Annotated in this window: 20 protein-coding genes; 14 read left to right on the top strand and 6 right to left on the bottom strand. The window is 69.7% G+C overall.

What is annotated here, in order from left to right:
• Positions 1-33: 33 nt before the first annotated feature.
• Genes AB0M88_RS14955 through AB0M88_RS14940 form a run of 4 tightly spaced genes read left to right on the top strand, consistent with a single transcriptional unit; the run spans position 34 to position 3,897 of the window.
• Complete coding sequence (locus tag AB0M88_RS14955) at positions 34-960, top strand: ABC transporter permease (protein WP_364101075.1); 927 nt, start codon at positions 34-36, stop codon at positions 958-960.
• Positions 953-1,885, top strand: a complete 933-nt coding sequence (locus AB0M88_RS14950) for an ABC transporter permease (protein WP_364101072.1) — start codon at positions 953-955, stop codon at positions 1,883-1,885. Before AB0M88_RS14955 ends, AB0M88_RS14950 begins: the two co-directional genes overlap by 8 nt.
• Before the next feature lie 4 nt (positions 1,886-1,889).
• Positions 1,890-2,921: an ABC transporter ATP-binding protein gene (locus AB0M88_RS14945; RefSeq protein WP_364101070.1), complete on the top strand. Its 1,032-nt coding sequence runs from the start codon at positions 1,890-1,892 to the stop codon at positions 2,919-2,921.
• Positions 2,914-3,897, top strand: a complete 984-nt coding sequence (locus AB0M88_RS14940) for a dipeptide ABC transporter ATP-binding protein (protein WP_364101067.1) — start codon at positions 2,914-2,916, stop codon at positions 3,895-3,897. Before AB0M88_RS14945 ends, AB0M88_RS14940 begins: the two co-directional genes overlap by 8 nt.
• A gap of 5 nt (positions 3,898-3,902) precedes the next feature.
• Here AB0M88_RS14940 and AB0M88_RS14935 read toward each other — a convergent pair whose 3' ends face one another.
• Complete coding sequence (locus AB0M88_RS14935) at positions 3,903-4,199, bottom strand: chorismate mutase (RefSeq protein ID WP_364101064.1); 297 nt, start codon at positions 4,197-4,199, stop codon at positions 3,903-3,905.
• 223 nt (positions 4,200-4,422) lie between these two features.
• Positions 4,423-5,721 carry a hypothetical protein gene (locus AB0M88_RS14930; RefSeq protein ID WP_364101061.1) on the bottom strand — a complete coding sequence of 433 codons (1,299 nt, stop codon included), beginning with the start codon at positions 5,719-5,721 and terminating at the stop codon, positions 4,423-4,425.
• A 293-nt stretch (positions 5,722-6,014) separates the two neighbouring features.
• Between AB0M88_RS14930 and pcrA the strand changes: the two genes are divergently transcribed.
• The gene (pcrA, locus tag AB0M88_RS14925; RefSeq protein ID WP_364101058.1) at positions 6,015-8,393 is read left to right on the top strand and encodes a DNA helicase PcrA; all 2,379 of its coding nucleotides are present in this window, start codon (positions 6,015-6,017) and stop codon (positions 8,391-8,393) included.
• A gap of 76 nt (positions 8,394-8,469) precedes the next feature.
• On the opposite strand, the gene AB0M88_RS14920 is transcribed toward pcrA, so the two are convergent.
• Positions 8,470-9,216 carry a M23 family metallopeptidase gene (locus AB0M88_RS14920; RefSeq protein WP_364101055.1) on the bottom strand — a complete coding sequence of 249 codons (747 nt, stop codon included), beginning with the start codon at positions 9,214-9,216 and terminating at the stop codon, positions 8,470-8,472.
• A gap of 395 nt (positions 9,217-9,611) precedes the next feature.
• Here AB0M88_RS14920 and AB0M88_RS14915 point away from each other — a divergent pair, with 395 nt between their 5' ends.
• From AB0M88_RS14915 to AB0M88_RS14900, 4 genes are all read left to right on the top strand, one after another.
• Entirely contained in the window at positions 9,612-10,016 is a 405-nt protein-coding gene (locus AB0M88_RS14915; RefSeq protein ID WP_364101052.1) for a cobalamin B12-binding domain-containing protein, read from the top strand.
• Positions 10,017-10,445: 429 nt separating this feature from the next.
• On the top strand, positions 10,446-11,624 hold the full coding sequence (sucC, locus tag AB0M88_RS14910) for an ADP-forming succinate--CoA ligase subunit beta (protein WP_364101049.1): 1,179 nt from the start codon (positions 10,446-10,448) through the stop codon (positions 11,622-11,624).
• 4 nt (positions 11,625-11,628) lie between these two features.
• On the top strand, positions 11,629-12,510 hold the full coding sequence (gene sucD, locus AB0M88_RS14905) for a succinate--CoA ligase subunit alpha (RefSeq protein WP_364101046.1): 882 nt from the start codon (positions 11,629-11,631) through the stop codon (positions 12,508-12,510).
• Positions 12,511-12,622: 112 nt separating this feature from the next.
• Positions 12,623-14,149 carry a DUF6350 family protein gene (locus tag AB0M88_RS14900; protein ID WP_364101043.1) on the top strand — a complete coding sequence of 509 codons (1,527 nt, stop codon included), beginning with the start codon at positions 12,623-12,625 and terminating at the stop codon, positions 14,147-14,149.
• A 21-nt stretch (positions 14,150-14,170) separates the two neighbouring features.
• Here AB0M88_RS14900 and AB0M88_RS14895 read toward each other — a convergent pair whose 3' ends face one another.
• Positions 14,171-14,515, bottom strand: a complete 345-nt coding sequence (locus tag AB0M88_RS14895; protein ID WP_364101041.1) for a hypothetical protein — start codon at positions 14,513-14,515, stop codon at positions 14,171-14,173.
• Between the two features lie 67 nt (positions 14,516-14,582).
• On the opposite strand from AB0M88_RS14895, the gene purN reads away from it, so the two are divergent.
• The 4 genes from purN (at position 14,583) to mdh (ending at position 18,385) form a co-directional block, all read left to right on the top strand.
• Positions 14,583-15,200: a phosphoribosylglycinamide formyltransferase gene (purN, locus tag AB0M88_RS14890; RefSeq protein WP_364101038.1), complete on the top strand. Its 618-nt coding sequence runs from the start codon at positions 14,583-14,585 to the stop codon at positions 15,198-15,200.
• The gene (gene purH / locus AB0M88_RS14885) at positions 15,197-16,762 is read left to right on the top strand and encodes a bifunctional phosphoribosylaminoimidazolecarboxamide formyltransferase/IMP cyclohydrolase (protein ID WP_364101035.1); all 1,566 of its coding nucleotides are present in this window, start codon (positions 15,197-15,199) and stop codon (positions 16,760-16,762) included. The genes purN and purH overlap by 4 nt, the downstream gene beginning before the upstream one ends.
• Positions 16,762-17,358, top strand: coding sequence for a pentapeptide repeat-containing protein (locus tag AB0M88_RS14880; RefSeq protein ID WP_364101032.1), 597 nt, complete (start codon positions 16,762-16,764; stop codon positions 17,356-17,358). The genes purH and AB0M88_RS14880 overlap by 1 nt, the downstream gene beginning before the upstream one ends.
• Before the next feature lie 76 nt (positions 17,359-17,434).
• The gene (mdh, locus tag AB0M88_RS14875; protein WP_364101029.1) at positions 17,435-18,385 is read left to right on the top strand and encodes a malate dehydrogenase; all 951 of its coding nucleotides are present in this window, start codon (positions 17,435-17,437) and stop codon (positions 18,383-18,385) included.
• A gap of 51 nt (positions 18,386-18,436) precedes the next feature.
• On the opposite strand, the gene AB0M88_RS14870 is transcribed toward mdh, so the two are convergent.
• Positions 18,437-19,231: an MBL fold metallo-hydrolase gene (locus AB0M88_RS14870; protein WP_364101026.1), complete on the bottom strand. Its 795-nt coding sequence runs from the start codon at positions 19,229-19,231 to the stop codon at positions 18,437-18,439.
• 308 nt (positions 19,232-19,539) lie between these two features.
• Here AB0M88_RS14870 and AB0M88_RS14865 point away from each other — a divergent pair, with 308 nt between their 5' ends.
• Positions 19,540-20,151 (top strand): DUF6082 family protein, encoded by a 612-nt coding sequence (locus AB0M88_RS14865; RefSeq protein WP_364101023.1) that lies wholly within the window; start codon positions 19,540-19,542, stop codon positions 20,149-20,151.
• Here AB0M88_RS14865 and AB0M88_RS14860 read toward each other — a convergent pair.
• Entirely contained in the window at positions 20,122-20,388 is a 267-nt protein-coding gene (locus AB0M88_RS14860) for a DUF397 domain-containing protein (RefSeq protein WP_364101020.1), read from the bottom strand. The two genes, AB0M88_RS14865 and AB0M88_RS14860, sit on opposite strands and share 30 nt — an antisense overlap.
• Positions 20,389-20,405: the final 17 nt, after the last annotated feature.

The following is a 20,405-nucleotide window of genomic DNA, read 5'->3' as shown; positions in this document are numbered from 1 at the left end:
GGCGAGCTTGATGCGGAAGAGGCAACATCGACGATGTTCCGCTACGTCGTGCGGCGCCTGCTGCTGATGGTTCTGACCTTCTTCGGCGCGACCTTCGTGGTCTACGCGCTGGTCTTTCTCAACCAGGACGACCCGATCGGGGCGCTGGCCGGCGACCATCCGCTGACCGACAGCCAGCGACAGGTCCTGACCGAGCAGTTCCACCTCGACGACAGCTTCCTGCAGCAGTACTGGTACTACGTCAAGGGGCTGCTCACCGGCGACCTCGGCACGTCGCTGACCGGTCGTTCCATCGGGGACATGCTGGGCGACGCGTGGCCGCTGACGCTGCGGCTGGCGGTGATGGCGATCGTCATCGCGGCGGTCATCGCGATCGGGGCCGGTGTGGTCGCCGGGGTGCGCCGGGGCGGCCTCTTCGACAGCGGGACGCTCGCGGTCACGCTGGTGCTGCTGTCGCTGCCGATCGTGGTGCTGGCCCCGCTGGCCCAGCTGATCTTCGGCATCAAGCTGGGCTGGTTCGCCCCGACGGCAGGGAAGAACGCGACCTTCATGCAGCTGCTGCTGCCGGCGTTCGTACTGGCCAGCACGGTGGTGGCGGCCGAGCTGAGGGTCAGCCGGGCGGCGGTGTCGGAAAATATGCGCGCGGACTACGTGCGTACGGCTCGCGCGAAGGGCCTGTCCCGAGCGCGAGTGATCGGCGTGCATGTCCTGCGGAACTCGCTGATCCCGGTGATCACGCTGATCGGGGTCGACGTCGGCGTGCTGATGTCGGGCGCGATCGTGACCGAGAAGGTCTTCAACATCCCGGGCGTCGGGTTCAACCTGTGGCGTGGCCTGCGCACCGAGGACGGGCCGGTCGTGGTCGGGTTCGTCAGCGTGCTGGTGATCGTCTTCCTGGTGCTGAACCTCGTCGTCGACCTGCTCTACGCCGTGCTCGACCCGAGGATCCGCTATGAGTGACATCAACCTGGTCGCGACCGCCGAGGCACCGGCCGCGGCCACCGGGCCGCGCCGTTCCAACCGGCCCGGCAAGCCCCGCAGCCTGGCCGCCGACGCCTGGTACGACCTGCGGCGCAACAAGATCTTCTGGGTGGCCGGGGTGCTGGTCGCGCTGGTCGTGCTGATGGCGGTCTGGCCGTCGCTGTTCACCTCGGCCGACCCGCGCGAGTGCGTTCTCGGGCGGGCCCACCGCGGCGCCGACGGGAAGGCGCTGCTCGGCTACGACTTCCAGGGCTGCAACGTGTACGCGCGGACCATCTACGGCGCGCGCGACTCGATCGTCGTCGGCGTCTTCGCGACCCTGATCTCGGGCGTGCTCGGCCTGCTGTTCGGGCTCGTGGCCGGCTACTACGGCCGGTGGGTCGACGCGGTCCTCTCCCGGTTCATCGACATCGTGCTCGGCATCCCGTTCCTGCTCGCCGCGATCGTGCTGACCCAGCGCCTGGAGGGCCCGACCTCGACCGGCCTGCTCGCCGTGACCGTGACGCTGGGCGTGCTCGGCTGGACCACGGCGGCCCGGGTCATGCGGTCGTCGGTGATGTCGGCCAAGGGCCAGGACTACGTCTCGGCGGCCCGCATGCTCGGCGCCGGTCCGGCCCGCATCATGTTGCGCCACATCCTGCCCAACGCGGTGGCCCCGTTCATCGTGGTGCTGACCATCCTGCTCGGCATCAACATCGCGAGCGAGGCGACGCTCTCCTACCTCGGCGTCGGGTTGCAGGGCGACGCGATCAGCTGGGGCACGGCGATCTCGGACGAGGGGGCGTACGTCCGCATCCACCCCGGACCGCTGGTCTGGCCCTCGGTCTTCCTGGGCGTGACCGTGCTCGCCTTCATCATGCTCGGCGACGCGATCCGCGACGCCTTCGACCCGAAGCTGCGGTGAACCGATGACCGATATCCAGGCCGAGATGGACGTGCTGCCCGGCGTCGATCCGAACGCGCCGCTGCTGCAGGTCGACGATCTGCACGTCGAGTTCCGCACCCGAGACGGCGTGGCCAAGGCGGTCAACGGTGCGAGCTTCTGGGTGCGGCCGGGGGAGACCCTGGCCGTGCTCGGCGAGTCGGGCTGCGGCAAGTCGGTGACCGCGCAGGCGATCATGGGCATCCTCGACACGCCGCCGGCCGTGGTCACCGGGGGCCGGGTGCTCTATCGCGGCGTCGACCTGCTGAAGCTTTCCGAGCGCGACCGTCGCCGGGTGCGCGCCAACCGGATCGCGATGATCTTCCAGGACGCGCTGTCCGCGCTGAACCCGGTCTACTCGGTCGGCTTCCAGGTCGCCGAGCTGTTCCGCAAGCACCGCGGGATGTCGCGCAGCGACTCCAAGCGCCGGGCGATCGGCCTGCTCGACCAGGTCAGGATCCCGGGGGCGCGCAGCCGGATCAACGACTACCCGCACCAGTTCTCGGGCGGCATGCGGCAGCGCGTGATGATCGCGATGGCGCTGGCCCTCGACCCCGAGCTGCTGATCGCCGACGAGCCCACCACCGCGCTCGACGTGACCGTGCAGGCGCAGATCATGAGCCTGCTGGCCGAGCTCCAGCGCGAGCGCAACATGGGCCTGATGCTGATCACCCACGACATGGGTGTCGTCGCCGATGTCGCCGACCGCATCTCGATCATGTATGCCGGGAGGATCGTCGAGGAGGCACCGGTCTACGACATCTACGGCCGGCCCGCTCACCCGTACACCAAGGCGTTGCTCGAGTCGATCCCTCGGCTCGACCGCAAGGGCTCTCAGCTCAACGTCATCGGCGGGCTGCCGCCCGCCCTCACCGACATCCCTCGCGGATGTCCGTTCCACCCGCGCTGCGCGTACGCCCGGGACGTGTGCGCCCAGGATCCGCCGCCGCCCGCGTACCGGATCGGCGACTACCGCATGGCGCGCTGCCACTTCATCCGGGAGGTTCTCGGTGTCTGACGTCGTGCTCGAGACCCGGGGCCTGGCCCGGCATTTCCCGTCCCGCCACGGCGCCGTACGCGCGGTCGACGGCGTCGACCTCCAGCTGCGACGCGGCGAAACCCTCGGCATCGTCGGCGAATCCGGCTGCGGCAAGTCGACGCTGGCCAAGTTGCTGGTCGGGCTGGAACGGCCGACCAGCGGCTCGATCGTGGTGCGCGGGCGGGACACCGCCACACTGCGCGGGGCCGAGATGCGGCGGTCGCGGCGGCACATCCAGATGGTGCTGCAGGATCCGTACACGTCGCTCAACCCGCGGATGACCGTCGGCGACATCATCGGCGAGCCGTACGAGATCCACCCGGACGTCGTGCCGCGCGAGCAGCGGGTCCGGGTCGTGCAGGAACTGCTCGACGTCGTCGGGCTCAACCCGGACCACATCAACCGCTACCCGCACCAGTTCTCCGGCGGCCAGCGCCAGCGCATCGGCATCGCCCGGGCGCTCGCCCTCAAGCCCGAGATCATCGTCTGCGACGAGCCGGTGTCGGCGCTCGACGTCTCGATCCAGGCTCAGGTGATCAACCTGCTGGAGCGGCTGCAGCGCGAGTTCGGACTGTCCTACATCTTCATCGCGCACGACCTCTCGGTGGTGCGGCACATCTCGGACCGGGTCGCGGTCATGTACCTCGGCAAGATCGTCGAGATCGGCCAGGACCAGGCGATCTACGAGCAGCCCACTCATCCCTACACGCAGGCGCTGCTCTCGGCCGTACCGGTGCCGGACCCGCGCCTGCGCGGCCGGCGTGACCAGATCGTCCTCGAGGGTGACGTGCCGTCGCCGGTCGATCCGCCGACCGGTTGCCGGTTTCGCACCCGGTGCTGGAAGGCGCAGGGTGTGTGCGCGCAGCACGAGCCGCAGCTGGAGATGCGGCCGCGGTCACCGCATCCCAGCGCGTGTCACTTCGCCGAGGTCCGCAACGTGATCCGGCGTTACTGAGAGGGTCAGAGGGGGCCGCGGCCGGCGCGGAGGATCATCTGCGCGACCTGGATGCCGTCGGCGCCCAGCGCCGAGCGGAAACGCTCGAAGATCGCCTGCTCGCGGGAGAGCACCAGGCGGGTGCCGCCGCTCGCCATCCGCGTGCGGCCGACCTGCTGGGACAGCCGGGCCCGCTCCAGCCAGAGGTCGATGATCGCTTGATCGATCTCGTCGATCCGCTCCCGCATGGCCTTGATCTCGTCGGCGGCCAGTACCTCGCCGGCACCGGTATCTTCGGTGTCGGCCACGACGTCGGCGCTCATTTCCTGCTCCTCGGGTGCTTGCGTCCCGGTCGTCCCGGCCCGGGCAGCATCAGGCCCCGGGCTCGGAAGCCCGGGGCCTGATGGAAGTCGCTCGTTCAGACGCGTCCCACGGCGGCCGGGCCTCCGGTGCCGTAGAAATAAAATCGCGCCCGCTGGATCACGAGCCGAGTATGCCCCCGCCAAAGTGGCCTCCGCAAGGAAACCGCCCGAACCGTGAGACGGGTCAGGAATGCTGCTTCATCCAGGTGAGGCAGCCCTTGTCGACGGTCTTGAATGAGCTGCCGAACGCCGTCTGGGCGGCCTCGTCGAGGTCGTCGTCCTCGCGCAGCTTGAGCCGCACGAAGTTCATCGCCTTGGCCTCGCCGTACTTCGTGGCCAGACATTCCACCGCGAAGTGGCCGAGGCCGTAGAAGCGGGCCACCGCGCGGTCGGAGGCGTCGTTCTTCAGCGCGGTCCCGACGATCGACTTGGGTGGGTGGCTGCCGTGCAGCGCGTCGCGTACGGCCGAGAAGTTCCAGTCCTGGCGGGTGTGCTGGGGAAGCCATCCGATGTAGTCGGCGACGCCCTCCATCAGCCAGAGGTCGGCGCTGTCGGCCGAGGTGAGGTTGCTCAGCGTGGCGACGTGGCCCATCTCGTGCTGCAGCACGACCTTGAGCTCCTCGCGGTCGCCCTCGAGCTTGGGCATGTGCAGGACGACGTCGCTGCCGGCCGAGCCGGTCGGGATCGTGTATGCCACGGCGTAGCTCGCGTCGTTGCCGCCGTACCAGGTCTTCCAGGCCTTGTCGGTGGCGAGGAAGACGCGGTAGCGCAGTTGCGGGTTGCCGACGAAGGTGGCGAACCGGTCGTCGGTGCGCGCGGCCTTGTCGGCGATCGCGAGCACGGTCTTCATCTGGCCGGACAGCGACCTGGGTGCGCCGACGGTGACCCGGGAGCCCTGGGCGAAGACCATGTCGCCGGCCTCCCACGGGTAGGGCTGCAGCGTGCTCTGGTAGGCGCCCTTCGCCGCCTTGCTGATCAACCAACGGCCGTTGAGCTGCCTGAGCGTCAGCTTCTGCGGGATGTGGGACGGCCCGTTGTCGCTCTGCGCATAGGGCGGGCAGGTCTTCTGGCTCAGACAGAAGACCATTTCGCTGTTGAGGTCGACCGGGCCGTCGGACCGGCCGCCGGTCGAGTTCTGATATTCGAACTGGGTCACGTGCAGCGCCTGGAAGCTCGAGTAGAGCTGCTCGAAATGCTTGCGCAGGGCCGGCTGTTTCGGGTCGACCGCGGCCATCCAGCCGGCGTGGTCGTGCCGGGTGAGGGCGGTGGCCTGGGCGGCGAGGGCCTTGACCGCCAGTTCGTAGGGGGTGGGCGGGGCGCTCGGGGTGGCGGCCGCGGCGGGGGCGGCGCCGATGCTGCTCGCGGGCGTCCGGGATCCGAACGGCAGGACGGTGATCGCCGCGGCGGCGGCGAGCACGACGGCCACGATCGCGGCGATCAGAAGACCGCGGCGGCGGCGCCTGGGCGGAGCACTGTAGAGCACATCGTGATCGGGGAGCCGCTGCGCGGGGATCGCCGGTATCGACAAACCGGACTTGTCGGATTCATCGGCTTCGAGCGGGCCGGGATCTTCCGCCGAAACGGCTGTATCCGGGTCAGAACCGGAAGAATCGAGCATCGTGCGGCCCCCGCTGAGCGCATATGAGAGAGGCGCTGATTGAAGCAGATCTAAGCCGGGAGCGGCGAGGCGGATTCCGGTTCTTGTCGGGGGGTCGGCCTAGACTTGCTCCCGCGATGCGAGCTTCCTCTGAACCCCCTGCCGGCACCCTGTTCTCCATGCCTTCCGTGCGAGAGCCCGGTGATGCTCCTCCTCGTCCGCCCCGAAACCGGCTCGATCCCGAGACGCTGCTGGTCGGGCTCAACGGTCCGCAGCGCGACGCGGTCACCCACGCGGGTTCGCCGCTGCTGATCGTGGCCGGCGCCGGCTCGGGCAAGACCCGCGTGCTCACCCACCGGATCGCCTATCTGCTGGCCGAGCGCGACGTGCACCCCGGCCAGATCATCGCCATCACCTTCACCAACAAGGCGGCCGGCGAGATGAAGGAGCGGGTCACCCAGCTGGTCGGCCCGCGGGCCCGGCTCATGTGGGTGTCGACCTTCCACTCGGCCTGCGTGCGCATCCTGCGGGCCGAGCACGAGCACGCCGGGCTCAAGAGCACCTTCTCGATCTACGACGCCGACGACTCGCGCCGCCTCATGCAGCTGGTCGGCCGCGAGCTCGACCTCGACCCCAAGCGCTACACGGCGCGCGGTCTGGCCGCCCAGGTGTCCAACCTGAAAAACGAGCTGGTCGAGCCCGAGGAGTTCAAGGAGAAGGCCAAGGGCCCGCAGGAGCGCGCCGTCGCCGAGGCGTACGAGCTTTATCAGCGCCGTCTGCGCGAGGCCCACGCGCTCGACTTCGACGACATCATCATGGCGACCGTGCACCTCTTCCAGTCGCACCCGCACGTCGCCGAGGCCTATCGCCGCCGCTTCCGGCACGTGCTGGTCGACGAATACCAGGACACCAACCACGCGCAATACATGCTGGTCAAGCAGCTGGTGGGGGAGAAGGGCGGCGAGATGCCGCCGGGCGAGCTGTGCGTGGTCGGCGACGCCGACCAGTCGATCTACGCGTTCCGCGGCGCGACCATCCGCAACATCCTCGAGTTCGAGCGCGACTACCCCGACGCGCGCACGATCCTGCTCGAGCAGAACTACCGGTCGACCCAGACGATCCTCTCGGCCGCCAACGCGGTGATCGACCGCAACACGTCGCGCAAGCCCAAGCGGCTCTGGAGCGACCAGGGCGCGGGCGAGCAGATCGTGGGCTACGTCGCCGACACCGAGCACGCCGAGGCCGACTGGGTGGCCCGCGAGATCGACCGGCTCCACGACCGGGAGGACGTCCGCCCCGGTGACGTGGCCGTCTTCTACCGCACCAACGCGCAGTCCCGGGTGTTCGAGGAGGTGTTCATCCGGGTCGGCCTGCCCTACAAGGTGGTCGGCGGGGTGCGCTTCTACGAGCGCAAAGAGGTGCGCGACGCGCTGGGTTACCTGCGCGCGATAACCAACGACGACGACACGGTCAGCCTCCGGCGCGTGCTCAACACCCCCAAGCGGGGCATCGGCGACCGGGCCGAGGCGTGCGTCGAGGCACTGTCCACACGCGACCGTATCTCGTTCGGGCAGGCGTTGCGGCACGCCAAGGACGCTCCCGGCATCGCCGCCCGGTCGGCCAACAGCATCGCCGAGTTCGTGCAGATGCTCGACGACCTGCGGGTGCTGGCCGAGACCGCGCCGCCCGAGGAGGTGCTCGAGGCGGTCCTGGGGCGCAGCGGCCTGCTCAGCGAGCTCGAGGAGAGCCTCGACCCGCAGGACCAGGGCCGGGTGGAAAACCTCCAGGAGCTCGTCAGCGTCGCCCGCGAATACACCGAGCGGGTGGAGGCGCAGGCCGACGAGGAGGCGCCCCAGGCGGCCACGCTGGCCGGTTTCCTCGAGCAGGTCGCCCTGGTCGCCGACGCCGACCAGTTGCCCGACGACGATCCCGACAACCAGGGCGTGGTCACGCTGATGACCCTCCACACCGCCAAGGGCCTCGAGTTCCCGGTGGTGTTCCTCACCGGACTGGAAGACGGCGTCTTCCCGCACATGCGGGCGCTCGGCGACAACGCCGAGCTCGAAGAGGAGCGCCGTCTGGCCTATGTGGGCATCACGAGGGCCCGCCAGCGGCTCTACCTCTCCCGCGCGGTCACCCGCGGCGCCTGGGGCCAGCCGCAATACAACCCGCCCTCGCGCTTCACCGACGAACTGCCGCCCGAGCTGATCCGCTGGGAGCGCACGGCCGGCAACTACACGTCGTGGTCGGGCACCGGCGGCGGGGTGGGCGGCCGGGCGGGCGGCGACCGCGGGCGCGGCGGCGGTTTCGCCGGCGGCACGCCCAAGGCACAACAGCTGGCGAGCCGGCTCGGCATCGACGCCAGCAAGCTCGCCACGGCGAGCGAGCTGCCGCAGGCGCCGAAGGTCGCGGTGGGCGACCGGGTCAACCATCAGAGGTACGGCCTGGGCCGCGTGCAGGCGGTCGAGGGCCACGGCCCGGGAGCCCGCGCTCAGATCGACTTCGGCGACCAGGTGATGTGGCTCATCCTCCGCCACGCTCCGATCGAGAAGATCTAGCGAGGCATGCGGTCGGCGATGTCGGCCGCATGCGGGAGGGTTCTGCCGGCCGAGTCGTGACTCGGGGCGGGCGAGCTCAGGAGGCGGCGTCCGCCATGCTCGCGTAGACCGACTCGACGCCGAGCTTGATGTCGACGCCCCGCTGCCGCAGGAACGGGATCGGGTCGGTCGGCTGGCCGTTCACGTGGATCTCGAGGTGCAGGTGCGAGCCGTACGACGCGCCGGTGTTACCGACCTCACCCATCGCCTGCCCGGCCTTGACCGGCTGCCCGGCCTTGACGAAGAGGCGGCGCGCGTGGGCGTAGATGACCTCGGTGCCGTCCGTGTTCTTCACCGTGATGCAGTAGCCGTAGCCGCCGTTGTAACCCGCCTGGGTCACCGTGCCGGCGTGCACCGCCTTGAACAGGGTGCCCTCCGGGTCGGCCAGGTCGATGCCGGCGTGGAGCTTGCCCCACCGGACCCCGTAGGGCGAGGTGAAGGTGTATTCCTCCATCGGCAGCATCCAGACGTCGGCGGCGGCCTGGTCGGCGCTGAGCTTGGTCTTGTCGACCGAGGCGCTGCGGTCCTCGCTGCGGGAGGCGGCGTGGTTGTCGGTCGAGCGGTCGGCGATCGCGTCGGAGGCGACGTGCGCGCTCTCGAGGTTTTTCAGGACCTCGGGGCTGACCGCCTTGTGGTCCGGGATCTGCGAGGCGGCGCCGAGGGCGACGACGCCCGCGCCGACGAAGGCCGACGTGACGACGATGGCGTAGCGGCTGCGGGGAGGGGTGGGTACGCGGCGGCGGCCGCGATAGCGATCGGGCTCAGACGACAAGCGCTGGCGCACGAACAACCCTCCATCAGAAGCAATTCCCTGGCGATCCCGGGACCGTCGAAATTTCGGTGATCCGGAGTCCGTCCTGGCCGTCGGATCGGGTTTATCCGGTTGACGGCCGGGAGCCACGGTAACGAAACGGCTGCCGACCCACAAGTCGCAGAGCCAATTCGCTGACAGTTCGCCGTCCGTATTGCAGGGAGAATGTCCGAATTCGTTACCTTTCCCGAACGGCTTCGTTGTGCACTCTCTGTGATCATCTAAGAAACGTAAAGTCAGGTAACTCTGAATGCACTTTCGGTCACCCGCTGTTATTCCACTTTCCCGAGCCGCTTACCGTCGGCCGGTCCGCCGGGTTAACCTTCGTTCAGGTGGCAACGGTGCCCGGGAGTCGGAGGATCGGCAGGATGCAAGCACGGATCAGGGTTGTGGTCGCGAAGCCCGGCCTGGACGGGCACGACCGTGGGGCCAAGGTGGTGGCGCGGGCGCTGCGCGACGCGGGCATGGAGGTCGTCTACACCGGCCTGCACCAGACGCCCGAGCAGATAGTCGAGACCGCTATTCAGGAGGACGCCGACGCGGTCGGCCTCTCTGTTCTCTCCGGCGCGCACATGACATTGTTCCGGCGAGTAATCGAGCTGTTGGCGGAACGTGACGCAAGTGACATCGTCGTATTCGGCGGCGGCATCATTCCGGCCGATGACATCGCGGAATTGGAATCGCTCGGGGTGGCCAAGATTTTCACTCCCGGCGCCACTACCGCTTCCATCATCGAATGGGTACGCGCCAATGTGACCGAACCGGTGTCCTGACCGGGGCAAAAGCGCTGGCCAAGTGCTGTATGCAAGGGGAGAGGCCGGACGCACCCCTCACACGTCCGGCCCCTCATGCACGATGCCCCGCCGCCACCCCTCGACCGACAGGGCATCGGCCGTCTCGCGCCGGTCCGCTCCAGCGGTCCGACACCACTCTCAACGACGCCTTACCGGGCGGGTTACGCGACTTCACCGGAGTTTTTCCGGCCCGTCCCACCGGCCCCGGGTGTGCTGTCTTGCACACCGCGTACCCGCGGCTACGAGCCACCCCATCTGGTCGCTAGTCTGCGACTAGAGCCCTCTCGCAAGCCGGGAAGGCCGGGACATTCTTCACGCCGGCGACGCCAGAAACGAACGCCGGGCACACAGGTCGGGACGCAACGGTGCGGCTTGCCGGCGCTTGGCGTCGCGAGCGAAAGGAGACACGTGGACCTGTTCGAGTATCAGGGGCGTGACCTGTTCGAACGGCACGGGCTGCCCGTGCTGGGCGGCGGCGTCGCGGAGACCCCGCAGGAGGCTCGGGCGATCGCCGAGCGCCTGGGCGGCAAGGTTGTCGTCAAGGCGCAGGTCAAGGTGGGCGGCCGGGGTAAGGCGGGCGGCGTCAAGCTGGCCGACGGAGCCGACGAGGCCGAGGCCCGCGCGACCGACATCCTCGGCATGGACATCAAGGGCCACACGGTCCACAAGGTGATGCTGGCCGAGACGGCCGACATCAAGGAGGAGTACTACTTCTCCTACCTGCTCGACCGGGCCAACCGTACGTTCCTCTGCATCGCCAGCGTGGCCGGCGGCATGGAGATCGAGACGGTCGCTGAGGAGCAGCCGGACCGGGTCGCCAAGATCGCGATCGACGCGAGCAAGGGCGTCGACGAGGCCAAGGCCCGCGAGATCGTCGCCGCGGCGCAGTACCCGGCCGAGGTCGCCGACCAGATCGTCGACATCGCGGTCAAGCTGTGGCAGGCCTTCGTGGCCGAGGACGCCACGCTGGTCGAGGTCAACCCGCTGGCCAAGGTCGGCGACGGCCGGGTGCTCCTGCTGGACGCCAAGATCACGCTGGACGAGAACGCGGCGTTCCGGCACCCCGACCACGAGGCGCTGGTCGACCAGTCCGCGGTCGACCCGCTGGAGCAGGCGGCCAAGGCCAAGAACCTCAACTACGTCAAGCTCGACGGCGAGGTCGGCATCATCGGCAACGGCGCGGGCCTGGTCATGTCCACCCTCGACGTGGTGGCGTACGCCGGGGAGGGGCACGGCGGCGTCAAGCCGGCCAACTTCCTCGACATCGGCGGCGGCGCGAGCGCCCAGGTGATGGCGAACGGTCTCGAGATCGTGCTCGGCGACCCGGCCGTGAAGTCGGTCTTCGTCAACGTCTTCGGCGGCATCACCGCCTGCGACGCGGTCGCCAACGGCATCGTCCAGGCGCTCGCCCTGCTCAACGAGCGCGGCGAGACGGTCACCAAGCCGCTCGTGGTGCGCCTCGACGGCAACAACGCCGAGGCCGGCCGCGCCATCCTCGACGGTGCGAACAACCCGCTCGTCGAGCGGGTGGACACGATGGACGGAGCGGCCGAGCGGGCCGCCGAGCTCGCGGCTGCGGGGAAGTGACGTAATGGCGATCTGGCTCACCAAGGAATCCAAGGTCATCGTCCAGGGCATCACCGGCTCGGAGGGCTCCAAGCACGCCCGCCGGATGCTCGCCGCGGGCACCAATGTGGTCGGCGGGGTCAACCCGCGCAAGGCGGGCACGACGGTCGACTTCGACGGCACGCAGCTTCCGGTCTTCGCGACCGTCGCCGAGGCGATGAAGGAGACCGGCGCCGACGTGTCGGTCATCTTCGTGCCGCCGGCGTTCACCAAGGCCGCCGTGGTCGAGGCGATCGACGCCGAGATCCCGCTCGCCGTGGTGATCACCGAGGGCGTGCCGGTGCAGGACTCGGCCGCGTTCTGGGCGCTCAACCTCGACCGCGGTCAGAAGACCCGGATCATCGGGCCGAACTGCCCGGGCATCGCCTCGCCGGGTGCCTCGAACGCCGGCATCATCCCGGCCGACATCACCCCGGCCGGCCGCATCGGCCTGGTCAGCAAGAGCGGCACGCTGACCTACCAGATGATGTACGAGCTGCGCGACATCGGCTTCTCCACCTGCGTCGGCATCGGCGGTGACCCGATCATCGGCACCACCCACATCGACGCGCTCAAGGCGTTCCAGGACGACCCGGAGACCGACGCGATCGTGATGATCGGCGAGATCGGCGGCGACGCCGAGGAGCGGGCGGCCGACTTCATCAAGGCCCACGTGACCAAGCCGGTCGTCGGCTACATCGCCGGTTTCACCGCGCCTCCCGGCAAGACCATGGGTCACGCCGGCGCGATCATCTCGGGTTCGGCCGGCACCGCCGACGCCAAGAAGGCGGCCCTCGAGGCGGTCGGCGTCAAGGTCGGCAAGACCCCGAGCGAGACCGCGCGGCTCATGCGCGAGGTCATGAGCTGATTTTGGTATCGGACCGGCCGACGCGCCGCCAGCGGAGTCTGATCGACCCCGATGGCGGCGCGTTGCCGTATCCGGATCGCTCGAACGCCTCCGGCGTGCCAAAGTAGTCGCGATGCCGAGCCCAAACGACCGATCCGACGACCCGGACGACGCGTTCGCGATCGCCGAGGCGGCGCAGGTCGCCGCCCGCGAGACCGTGCCGCTCGACCGGGCACGGTCCGATGGCGACCGGCCGCGGCCGAACGGCGACCGATCGCGGCCGGACGGTGACCGGCCTACCGGGCGCGTGGATGTCCGGCCCGGCGCGGCGGATGAGCCGACCGGTGCTATCCCGGCCGCCGCGCTTCTCGGTGACACGACGGCCGGGGCTGACGGACGACCGACGGTGCCGGTCGACAACCCCGCGCTGGGCAACCGCGAGACGGTCAAGGTGCCCGGCCAGCGCCGGTCCCCGGAGCAGAGACGTCGCGCCCCGCTGCCGCTCGCGGCCGCGTTCGCGACGATCTGGGCCGCCCTTCTGTCCTATCTGCCGGTCGCCGCGGTGATCGGCCTGGCCCGCACGATCGAGGGCCAGGGCGGGCTGGGCGGGGCCGCGCACGCCGGGCTGGCCGGCTGGCTGCTCGGCCACGGGGTGCCGATCGGCACCTCGATCGGCGCGCTCGGGCTGGCCCCGCTGCTGCTGACCACGCTGATCGTGTGGCGGCTCAACCGCGCCGGTCTGCACGTCACCCGGGCCATCGGCGCCCGGCATTCCGGCAAGATCGGTGACGCGCTGCTGGTCGGGTTCGCGATCGGCCTGTTCTATTCGCTGCTCGGCTCGCTGGCCGGGCTCGCCGTCGACGGGCCGCACACCGAGGTCTCGTCCGGCCACGCCGCGATCAACTTCTTCCTGCTCGGCGCCGCCGGTGCCCTGTTCGGCGCGCTGCGCGGCACCGACGCGCTGAGCGTGCTGGCCCAGCGGGCGCCGCAAGTGCTGCGACACGGGGTCCGCACCGGCATGGTGGCGGCGCTCCTGCTGCTCGCGGCGGGCGCCGCGGTGGCCGGCCTGTCGATCGCGGTCGGCGGTGGCCCGGCGGCCGACATGATCTCGGCCTACCGCACCGGCGTCGCCGGGCAGGCCGGCATCACGCTGGTCAGCCTGGCCTACGGCGCCAACGGCGTGGTCTGGTCGGCGGCCTATCTGCTCGGGCCGGGCTTCGCGCTCGGCACCGGCTCGGCGGTGCGGCTCACCGAGGTGACGGCCGGCCCGCTGCCGACCCTGCCGCTGCTCTCCGGCCTGCCCAACGGCCCGATGGGCGCGGCCGGCATCGCCCTGCTGGCGATCCCGGTCGTGGTCGGCCTCGCCGCCGGCTGGCTGATGATCCTGCGGTCGCTCAGCGACCGGAAAGACCAGCCCAAGCCGGCCGACCTGCCGTGGTCGCTGGTGCTCGGCGGCGGGCTGCTGGCCGGCCCGGTGGCCGGCGTGCTGCTCGGGCTGATGTGCGTCTTCTCCAGCGGCTCGCTGGGCGACGGGCGGATGGCCATGGTCGGCCCCGACCCGTGGCAGGTCGGGCTGGTGGCCACGGCCGTGGTCGCGGTCTCGACGACGATCGGCGCCGCCGCCGGCCGCATCTTCTTCGGCCCCAGCCCGAAAAACTGAGCGGCCGTCCGGAACGGCCGATCAGGAGAAGTTCGTCGACCAGACCTCCCAGTGCCCGGTCGCGAGCAGGATGACCCAGCTGATGATGCCCAGAACGGCCGCGATGCCGCCGCAGATCAGGCCGGCCATCGCCTGGCCGCGGTTGGTCGCCCGGCCCTGATTGGCCTTCTGCAGGCCCAACCAGCTGACCACGGCACCGGCGATGCCGGCCGGGACCCCGAGCCCGCAGCAGCAGACCAGCGGGATCGCCGCGATGCCGAGGATCATGCCGACCAGGCCCTGCGTGTTCTGCGGCGCGGCCGGGCCACCGGGGTAGCCGCCCGGCGGAGGCCCGTAGTACGGGGGAGGCGGGGGAGGAGTGGACACGGAAACCTCCAGATAGTCGTGTGACCCGTCGACGGGGCGGCCCGAGGGCGGGAGATAGGGTTCTCGGGTGACCGATCCCGCCCCCGCCCGCCTGGTCGTTCTGATCTCGGGATCGGGCAGCAATCTACAGGCTCTCATCAACGCGACCAGCGATTCCGCTTATGGGGCAGAGGTGGTCGCGGTCGGGGCCGACCGGGACGGCATCGCCGGGCTCGAGCACGCGGCGGCCGCCGGCGTCCCCACTTTCGTCGACTCGGTGAAGGACTACGCGACCCGCGAGGAGTGGGACCGGGCGCTCACCGCGCACGTCGAGGCATACGCGCCCGACCTGGTCATCTCGGCCGGCTTTCTCAAGCTGGTCGGTGCCCACTTCCTGGCCGCGTTCGGCGACCGCTATGTCAACACCCACAACGCGCTGCTGCCCGCGTTTCCCGGCATCCACGGCCCGCGCGACGCGCTCGCCTACGGTGTCAAGATCGCCGGCGCGACCCTCTTCTTCGTCGACGCCGGTGTCGACACCGGCCCGATCATCGCCCAGGTCAGCGTCCCCGTGCTCGACGACGACACGGAGGAGACGCTGACCGAGCGGATCAAGGTGGCCGAGCGTGCCCAACTGGTCGACCACGTCGGCCGCCTGGTGCGCGAGGGCTGGACCATCGAGAACAGGAAGGTACGGATCCCGTGAGTTCGTCTGACGAGGGCCGGCGCCCGATCAAGCGGGCGCTGCTGAGCGTTTACGACAAGACCGGCCTCGTCGAGCTGGCCCAGGCGCTGGCCGGCGCCGGAGCCGAGATCGTCTCCACCGGCTCGACCGCTGCCACGATCGAGGCCGCGGGGGTGCCGGTGACCAAGGTCGAGGAGCTCACCGGGTTCCCGGAGACGCTCGACGGCCGGGTCAAGACGCTGCACCCGCGCGTGCACGCCGGACTCCTCGCCGACCTGCGGCTCGACGCCCACGCCGAGCAGCTGCGCGAGCTCGAGATCGAGCCGTTCGACCTGCTGGTGAGCAACCTCTACCCGTTCAGCCGGACCGTGGCGTCGGGCGCGAGCGTCGACGAGTGCGTCGAGCAGATCGACATCGGCGGGCCGGCCATGGTCCGCGCGGCGGCCAAGAATCACGCGTCGGTTGCGGTTGTGACGGCCGTCGAGGCGTACGAAATCGTGCTGGAGGCCGTCAAGGCCGGCGGTTTCACGCTGGCGCAACGCAAGCTCCTGGCCGCCCGGGCCTTCGCCGATATCGCCGAATACGACATCGCGGTCGCCAACTGGACCACGACGACTCTCGTCGGCGAGCAGGAGTGGCCCGAGTTCGCGGGCATCGCGCTGCGGCGCGAAAACACGCTGCGCTATGGGGAAAACCCGCACCAGCAGGCCGCGCTCTATCTCGACCCCAGCGCGCCGGCCGGGCTCGCGCAGGCCGAGCAGCTGCACGGCAAGGAGATGTCCTACAACAACTACGTCGACGCCGATGCGGCCTGGCGCAGCGCCAACGACTTCGCCGAGCCGTGCGTGGCGATCATCAAGCACGCCAACCCGTGCGGCATCGCGGTCGGCGCCGACGTGGCCGAGGCGCACCGCAAGGCGCACGCGTGCGACCCGGTCTCGGCGTTCGGCGGCGTCATCGCGGTCAACCGTGAGGTGACCGTCGAGCTGGCCCGGCAGCTCGGTGAGATCTTCACCGAGGTGATCGTGGCGCCGTCGTTCGAGGACGCGGCGCTCGAGCTGCTGCGCGAGAAGAAGAACCTGCGCGTGCTGACCGCCCCGGCGTGGAACCCGCCTCCGGCCGAGTTCAAGCAGGTCGGCGGCGGCGTGCTGGTGCAGATGGCCGACCGCGTCGACGCGCCGGGCGACGACCCGGCCGCCTGGACGCTGGCCACCGGTTCGCCGGCCTCGCCCGAGGTGCTCGGCGATCTCGCGTTCGCGTGGCGGGCGATCCGCAGCGTGAAGAGCAACGCGATTCTGCTCGCCCACGACGGCGCCACGGTCGGCGTCGGCATGGGCCAGGTCAACCGGGTCGACTCGGCCAAGCTGGCGGTTTCGCGGGCGGGTGCGTCGCGCGCGGCCGGCAGCGTCGCCGCCTCCGATGCGTTCTTCCCGTTCCCCGATGGGCTCGAGGTGCTGATCGCGGCCGGTGTCAAGGCGGTCGTGCAGCCCGGCGGGTCGATTCGCGACAACGAGGTCATCGCCGCCGCCGCGGCAGCCGGCTTGACCGTCTACCTGACCGGAACACGGCACTTCTACCACTGATGGAAGATTTGGTGCAGAACGTCACCTTCTCCGGCGAGGACTGGGCGCTGGAGGAGGTGACGCACGCCCGCTACGAGGACTGCGCCTTCCACGACGTCGACTGGTCGGAGGCGCGCTTGAACGGTTGCGTGTTCAGCCACTGCACGTTCGGCGGGGTGCGGTTCAACGCGGCGGTCGTGGAAAACACGGCGATCCTGCACTCGACCTTCCGCAAATGCTCGTTCTTCGACACCACGCTGACCGACTGCAAACTGACCGGCACCCAGTTCCTCGACTGCGGGCTGCGGCCGCTGACCGTCGTCGGGGGCGACTGGGCGTACGTCGCCCTCCGCGGCCAGAACCTGGCCGGCGCCAAGCTTCGCGGCCTTCGCCTGCGCGAGGCCGATCTGACCGGCGCCGACCTCACCCGGGCCGACCTCCGCGACGCCGACCTGGCCTACGCTCGACTCAAGGAAACCCGGCTCGACGGCGCCGACCTGCGCGGCGCCGACCTCGACGGGATCGCACTGCGCGAGGTCGACCTGCGCGGCGCCCGCATCGACCTGGCTCAGGCCGGCTTCTTCGCCGCCGCTCACGGAGCGATAGTGTCGCCTTGACCACCCCAGGCCGACCGGCCGGTAACCCCGGGTTCACCGCTTGATACGGTCCGGAAAAACGGAAGTGGGAGAGCTAATGGGCAAGAAGGTAACCGTCGTCGGTGCCGGTTTCTACGGTTCGACGACCGCGCAGCGCCTGGCCGAATACGACGTCTTCGAGACCGTCGTGCTCACCGACATCATCGACGGCAAACCGGCCGGCCTCGCCCTCGACCTCAACCAGTCCCGGCCGATCGAGGGCTTCGAGACCAAGGTCGTCGGCGCCACCACCGGCCCCAACGGCGAGGGCTACGAGGCGATCGAGGGCTCCGACGTCGTCGTGGTCACCGCCGGCCTGCCCCGCAAGCCGGGCATGAGCCGCATGGACCTGCTCGAGGTCAACGCCAAGATCGTGCGCCAGGTGGCGGAAAACATCGCCAAGTACGCCCCCAACGCCGTCGTCATCGTCGTCTCCAACCCGGTCGACGAGATGACCGCCCTCGCCCAGCTCGCCACCCAGTTCCCCAAGAACCGGGTCTTCGGCCAGGCCGGCGTGCTCGACACCGCCCGCTTCACCAACTCGATCGCCGAGACCCTCGCGGTGCCGGTCAAGAGCGTCAAGGCGCTCACCCTCGGCTCGCACGGCGACACCATGGTCCCGGTCCCGTCCCGCTGCACGGTCGACGGCAAGCCGCTGTCCGACCTGCTCCCGGCCGACAAGATCGAGGAGCTGGTCGTCCGCACCCGCAACGGCGGCGCCGAGGTGGTCGCCCTCCTGAAGACCGGCTCGGCCTACTACGCCCCGTCGGCCGCCGCGGCCCGCATGGCCAAGGCCGTGGTCGAGGACGCCGGCACGGTCATGCCGGTCTGCGCCTGGGTCGACGGCGAATACGGCATCTCCGGGGTCTACCTGGGCGTCGAGGCCGAGATCGGCGCGCAGGGCATCAAGCGCGTCGTCGAGGACAAGCTGACCGACGCCGAGATCGCCGGCCTCAAGGAGGCCGCCGAGGCCGTCCGGGCCAAGCAGGCCGACGTCGCCGATCTCTGAGTTCGACGGAGGCCGGGCCGTTGTCGGCCCGGCCTTTTCCGTACGCGGGGGCTAGCGGAACTCGGTGCCCAGATGCGAGACGGCCAGGGCTGACCCTCGCGTGCGTACGTCGTCGAGGACGGCTCGGCGGGTCGCGCGAGCCAGCGAAGGGTCCACGTCGTTGGCGTACGCCACATCGGGGTCGACCAGCTGCACCGCGTGCACGAGCAGATCACCGGTGACCAGCAGGCTTTCCGAACCCTGATAGGCCCACACGGACTGGTGGCCGGGCGTGTGCCCGGGCGTCGGCACGATGCGTACGCCCGGGGCCAGCACCAGCCCGCCGTCGAGCTCCTGCAGCCGGCCGGCCGCGCGGAGCGGGGCGATCAGCCGGTCGTACTGCCCGGCCTGGTCGCGGTTCGCCGTGTACGAGGCGACATCCGCCCGCTGCGCGATGACCCGCGCGTTCGTGAACGGCGAGTCGTCCGGCACCGCCCAGCCCACGTGGTCGCCGTGCAGGTGGGTCAGGACGATCGCGGTCACCTCCGCCGGGTCGATGCCGGCCTCCGACAACTCGGCCGGCAACCGGCCGGGGACCGGCGCGTACGACGCGGCCAGCGAATCGGCCGGGCCCACGCCGGCGTCGACGAGGAACACGGGGCCGTCGGCGTACCGGATCGCGAAGCTGCGGAAGGACAGCCACCAGGAACCGTCGGCAGCCACCGCGCCCGGGTCCAAGCTGCCCGCTTCGGCCCACTGGGCGTCCGTGGCCTCGGGAAACGCCGCCGAGCGGGTCAGGAAGGCCGGCCCGGCCGCGTCGAGCAGGGCGGTAACGGTGATCGGTCCGACCGTGCGCGTGAGCGGCATAAGGACCGAGTGTGAAGCCTGGGCGGCCCGGATTGCAAATTTGCATTCCAGCGCTTGTCGTTCGTCGCTTTAATTGTGCAACATGCGATTCGGTGAGCAATTTGCGACCCGGCAGCTTGCCAAGTAGCAAGTAGTTGCGAGGTGGGATTATGCATGAGTGAGCAGCTGTGAATCCGGCTGCCGGGCCGCAAGGTTGTAATTAGCTGGTCCAGGGGGTCGAGATGGCGGCTGGGGAACTCCAGGCGTTCCGGGTGCCTGATAGCAGAACTGCGGGCGCCGGCGCCCTTGCCCTATCGGTGATCATATTCGTGGCGACGTTGGCGGTCGTCGTCGCCTCGCCGATCATCCTCGAAACCATCTACGCACCTGATCGCGACTATTCGGTGGCCGGCGATGTGGGTCAGGCGTACGGTGGCGCATCGGCGGTCGTGGGTGCTATTGCCCTGCTCGTGGTGGCCGCTTCGGTTCTGCTGCAATACCGGCAGCACGGCGCCCAGCGGGCGGAATCGTTGGGGCGCTTCAACGAGGAGCTGGTCGCGCTGGCGATGGAGAACCCGAAGTATCGCCAGTGCTGGGGCGCCCGGGTCTCCCCGCAGGACGTCGACGAAGATCTGTTCTACTACTGCAGCAAGCTCATAAAGATGTGGACGCAGGCGTGGGAACTTCACCGCATCGACGAGCGGCAGGCGCGGGAGTATCTGAAGAACTTCTTTGACAGCGAGATTCCGCGGTTGTTCTGGGAAAGTCACGGCGACTGGCATCGGCGCGGGGCGGCGCGCAGCCCGGCCGATCGTTTCCGCGAGTTGGTCAACGAGGAATTCCTGCTGGCCAAGAAGGGCGGAGCGCCCAGTCGGGCGTATGAGGTTTTCCCGCCCGCCGGAGCTGAACTCTCAGGCCCCCGGACGACGATCGAGCAGTAGATCTCCGGATCGGAGATCTTCGATGAAGATCCTCCATTCCGCCACGTCGAACGTCAGGGTGATTTCCGGCTGCCGGGAGTTTCGGAGGCCGATCACGGAGCCGTTATCGGCAACCTCGACACAATGGCTTTCACCGACGCAATAGGTACTTTTGCGCCAGGACTCCGTGGAGAACGACGGTTCGGCAGCCAAGGTGGAGCGCTCCGTGGGCGGTCGCGATGTGGGTGTATGAACCATGTGTACCACAGGCCGGA

Origin of the sequence: Actinoplanes sp. NPDC051411, from assembly GCF_040682075.1 — a bacterium.
In the GTDB taxonomy this organism is placed as follows: Bacteria; Actinomycetota; Actinomycetes; order Mycobacteriales; family Micromonosporaceae; genus Actinoplanes.
Note: the sequence above shows the minus strand (reverse complement) of the source record. Positions and strands in the feature narration are given on the sequence as shown.

Excerpts from the sequence above, each read along its gene's own strand:
- mdh (WP_364101029.1), top strand. The coding sequence starts at position 17,435 with ATGGGCAAGAAGGTAACCGTCGTCGGTGCCGGTTTCTACGGTTCGACG.
- pcrA (WP_364101058.1), top strand. The coding sequence starts at position 6,015 with ATGCCTTCCGTGCGAGAGCCCGGTGATGCTCCTCCTCGTCCGCCCCGA.
- AB0M88_RS14870 (WP_364101026.1), bottom strand. The coding sequence starts at position 19,231 with ATGCCGCTCACGCGCACGGTCGGACCGATCACCGTTACCGCCCTGCTC.
- AB0M88_RS14915 (WP_364101052.1), top strand. The coding sequence starts at position 9,612 with ATGCAAGCACGGATCAGGGTTGTGGTCGCGAAGCCCGGCCTGGACGGG.
- AB0M88_RS14945 (WP_364101070.1), top strand. The coding sequence starts at position 1,890 with ATGACCGATATCCAGGCCGAGATGGACGTGCTGCCCGGCGTCGATCCG.
- AB0M88_RS14880 (WP_364101032.1), top strand. The coding sequence starts at position 16,762 with ATGGAAGATTTGGTGCAGAACGTCACCTTCTCCGGCGAGGACTGGGCG.
- AB0M88_RS14900 (WP_364101043.1), top strand. The coding sequence starts at position 12,623 with ATGCCGAGCCCAAACGACCGATCCGACGACCCGGACGACGCGTTCGCG.
- sucD (WP_364101046.1), top strand. The coding sequence starts at position 11,629 with ATGGCGATCTGGCTCACCAAGGAATCCAAGGTCATCGTCCAGGGCATC.
- AB0M88_RS14860 (WP_364101020.1), bottom strand. The coding sequence starts at position 20,388 with ATGGTTCATACACCCACATCGCGACCGCCCACGGAGCGCTCCACCTTG.
- AB0M88_RS14950 (WP_364101072.1), top strand. The coding sequence starts at position 953 with ATGAGTGACATCAACCTGGTCGCGACCGCCGAGGCACCGGCCGCGGCC.
- AB0M88_RS14955 (WP_364101075.1), top strand. The coding sequence starts at position 34 with ATGTTCCGCTACGTCGTGCGGCGCCTGCTGCTGATGGTTCTGACCTTC.
- AB0M88_RS14935 (WP_364101064.1), bottom strand. The coding sequence starts at position 4,199 with ATGAGCGCCGACGTCGTGGCCGACACCGAAGATACCGGTGCCGGCGAG.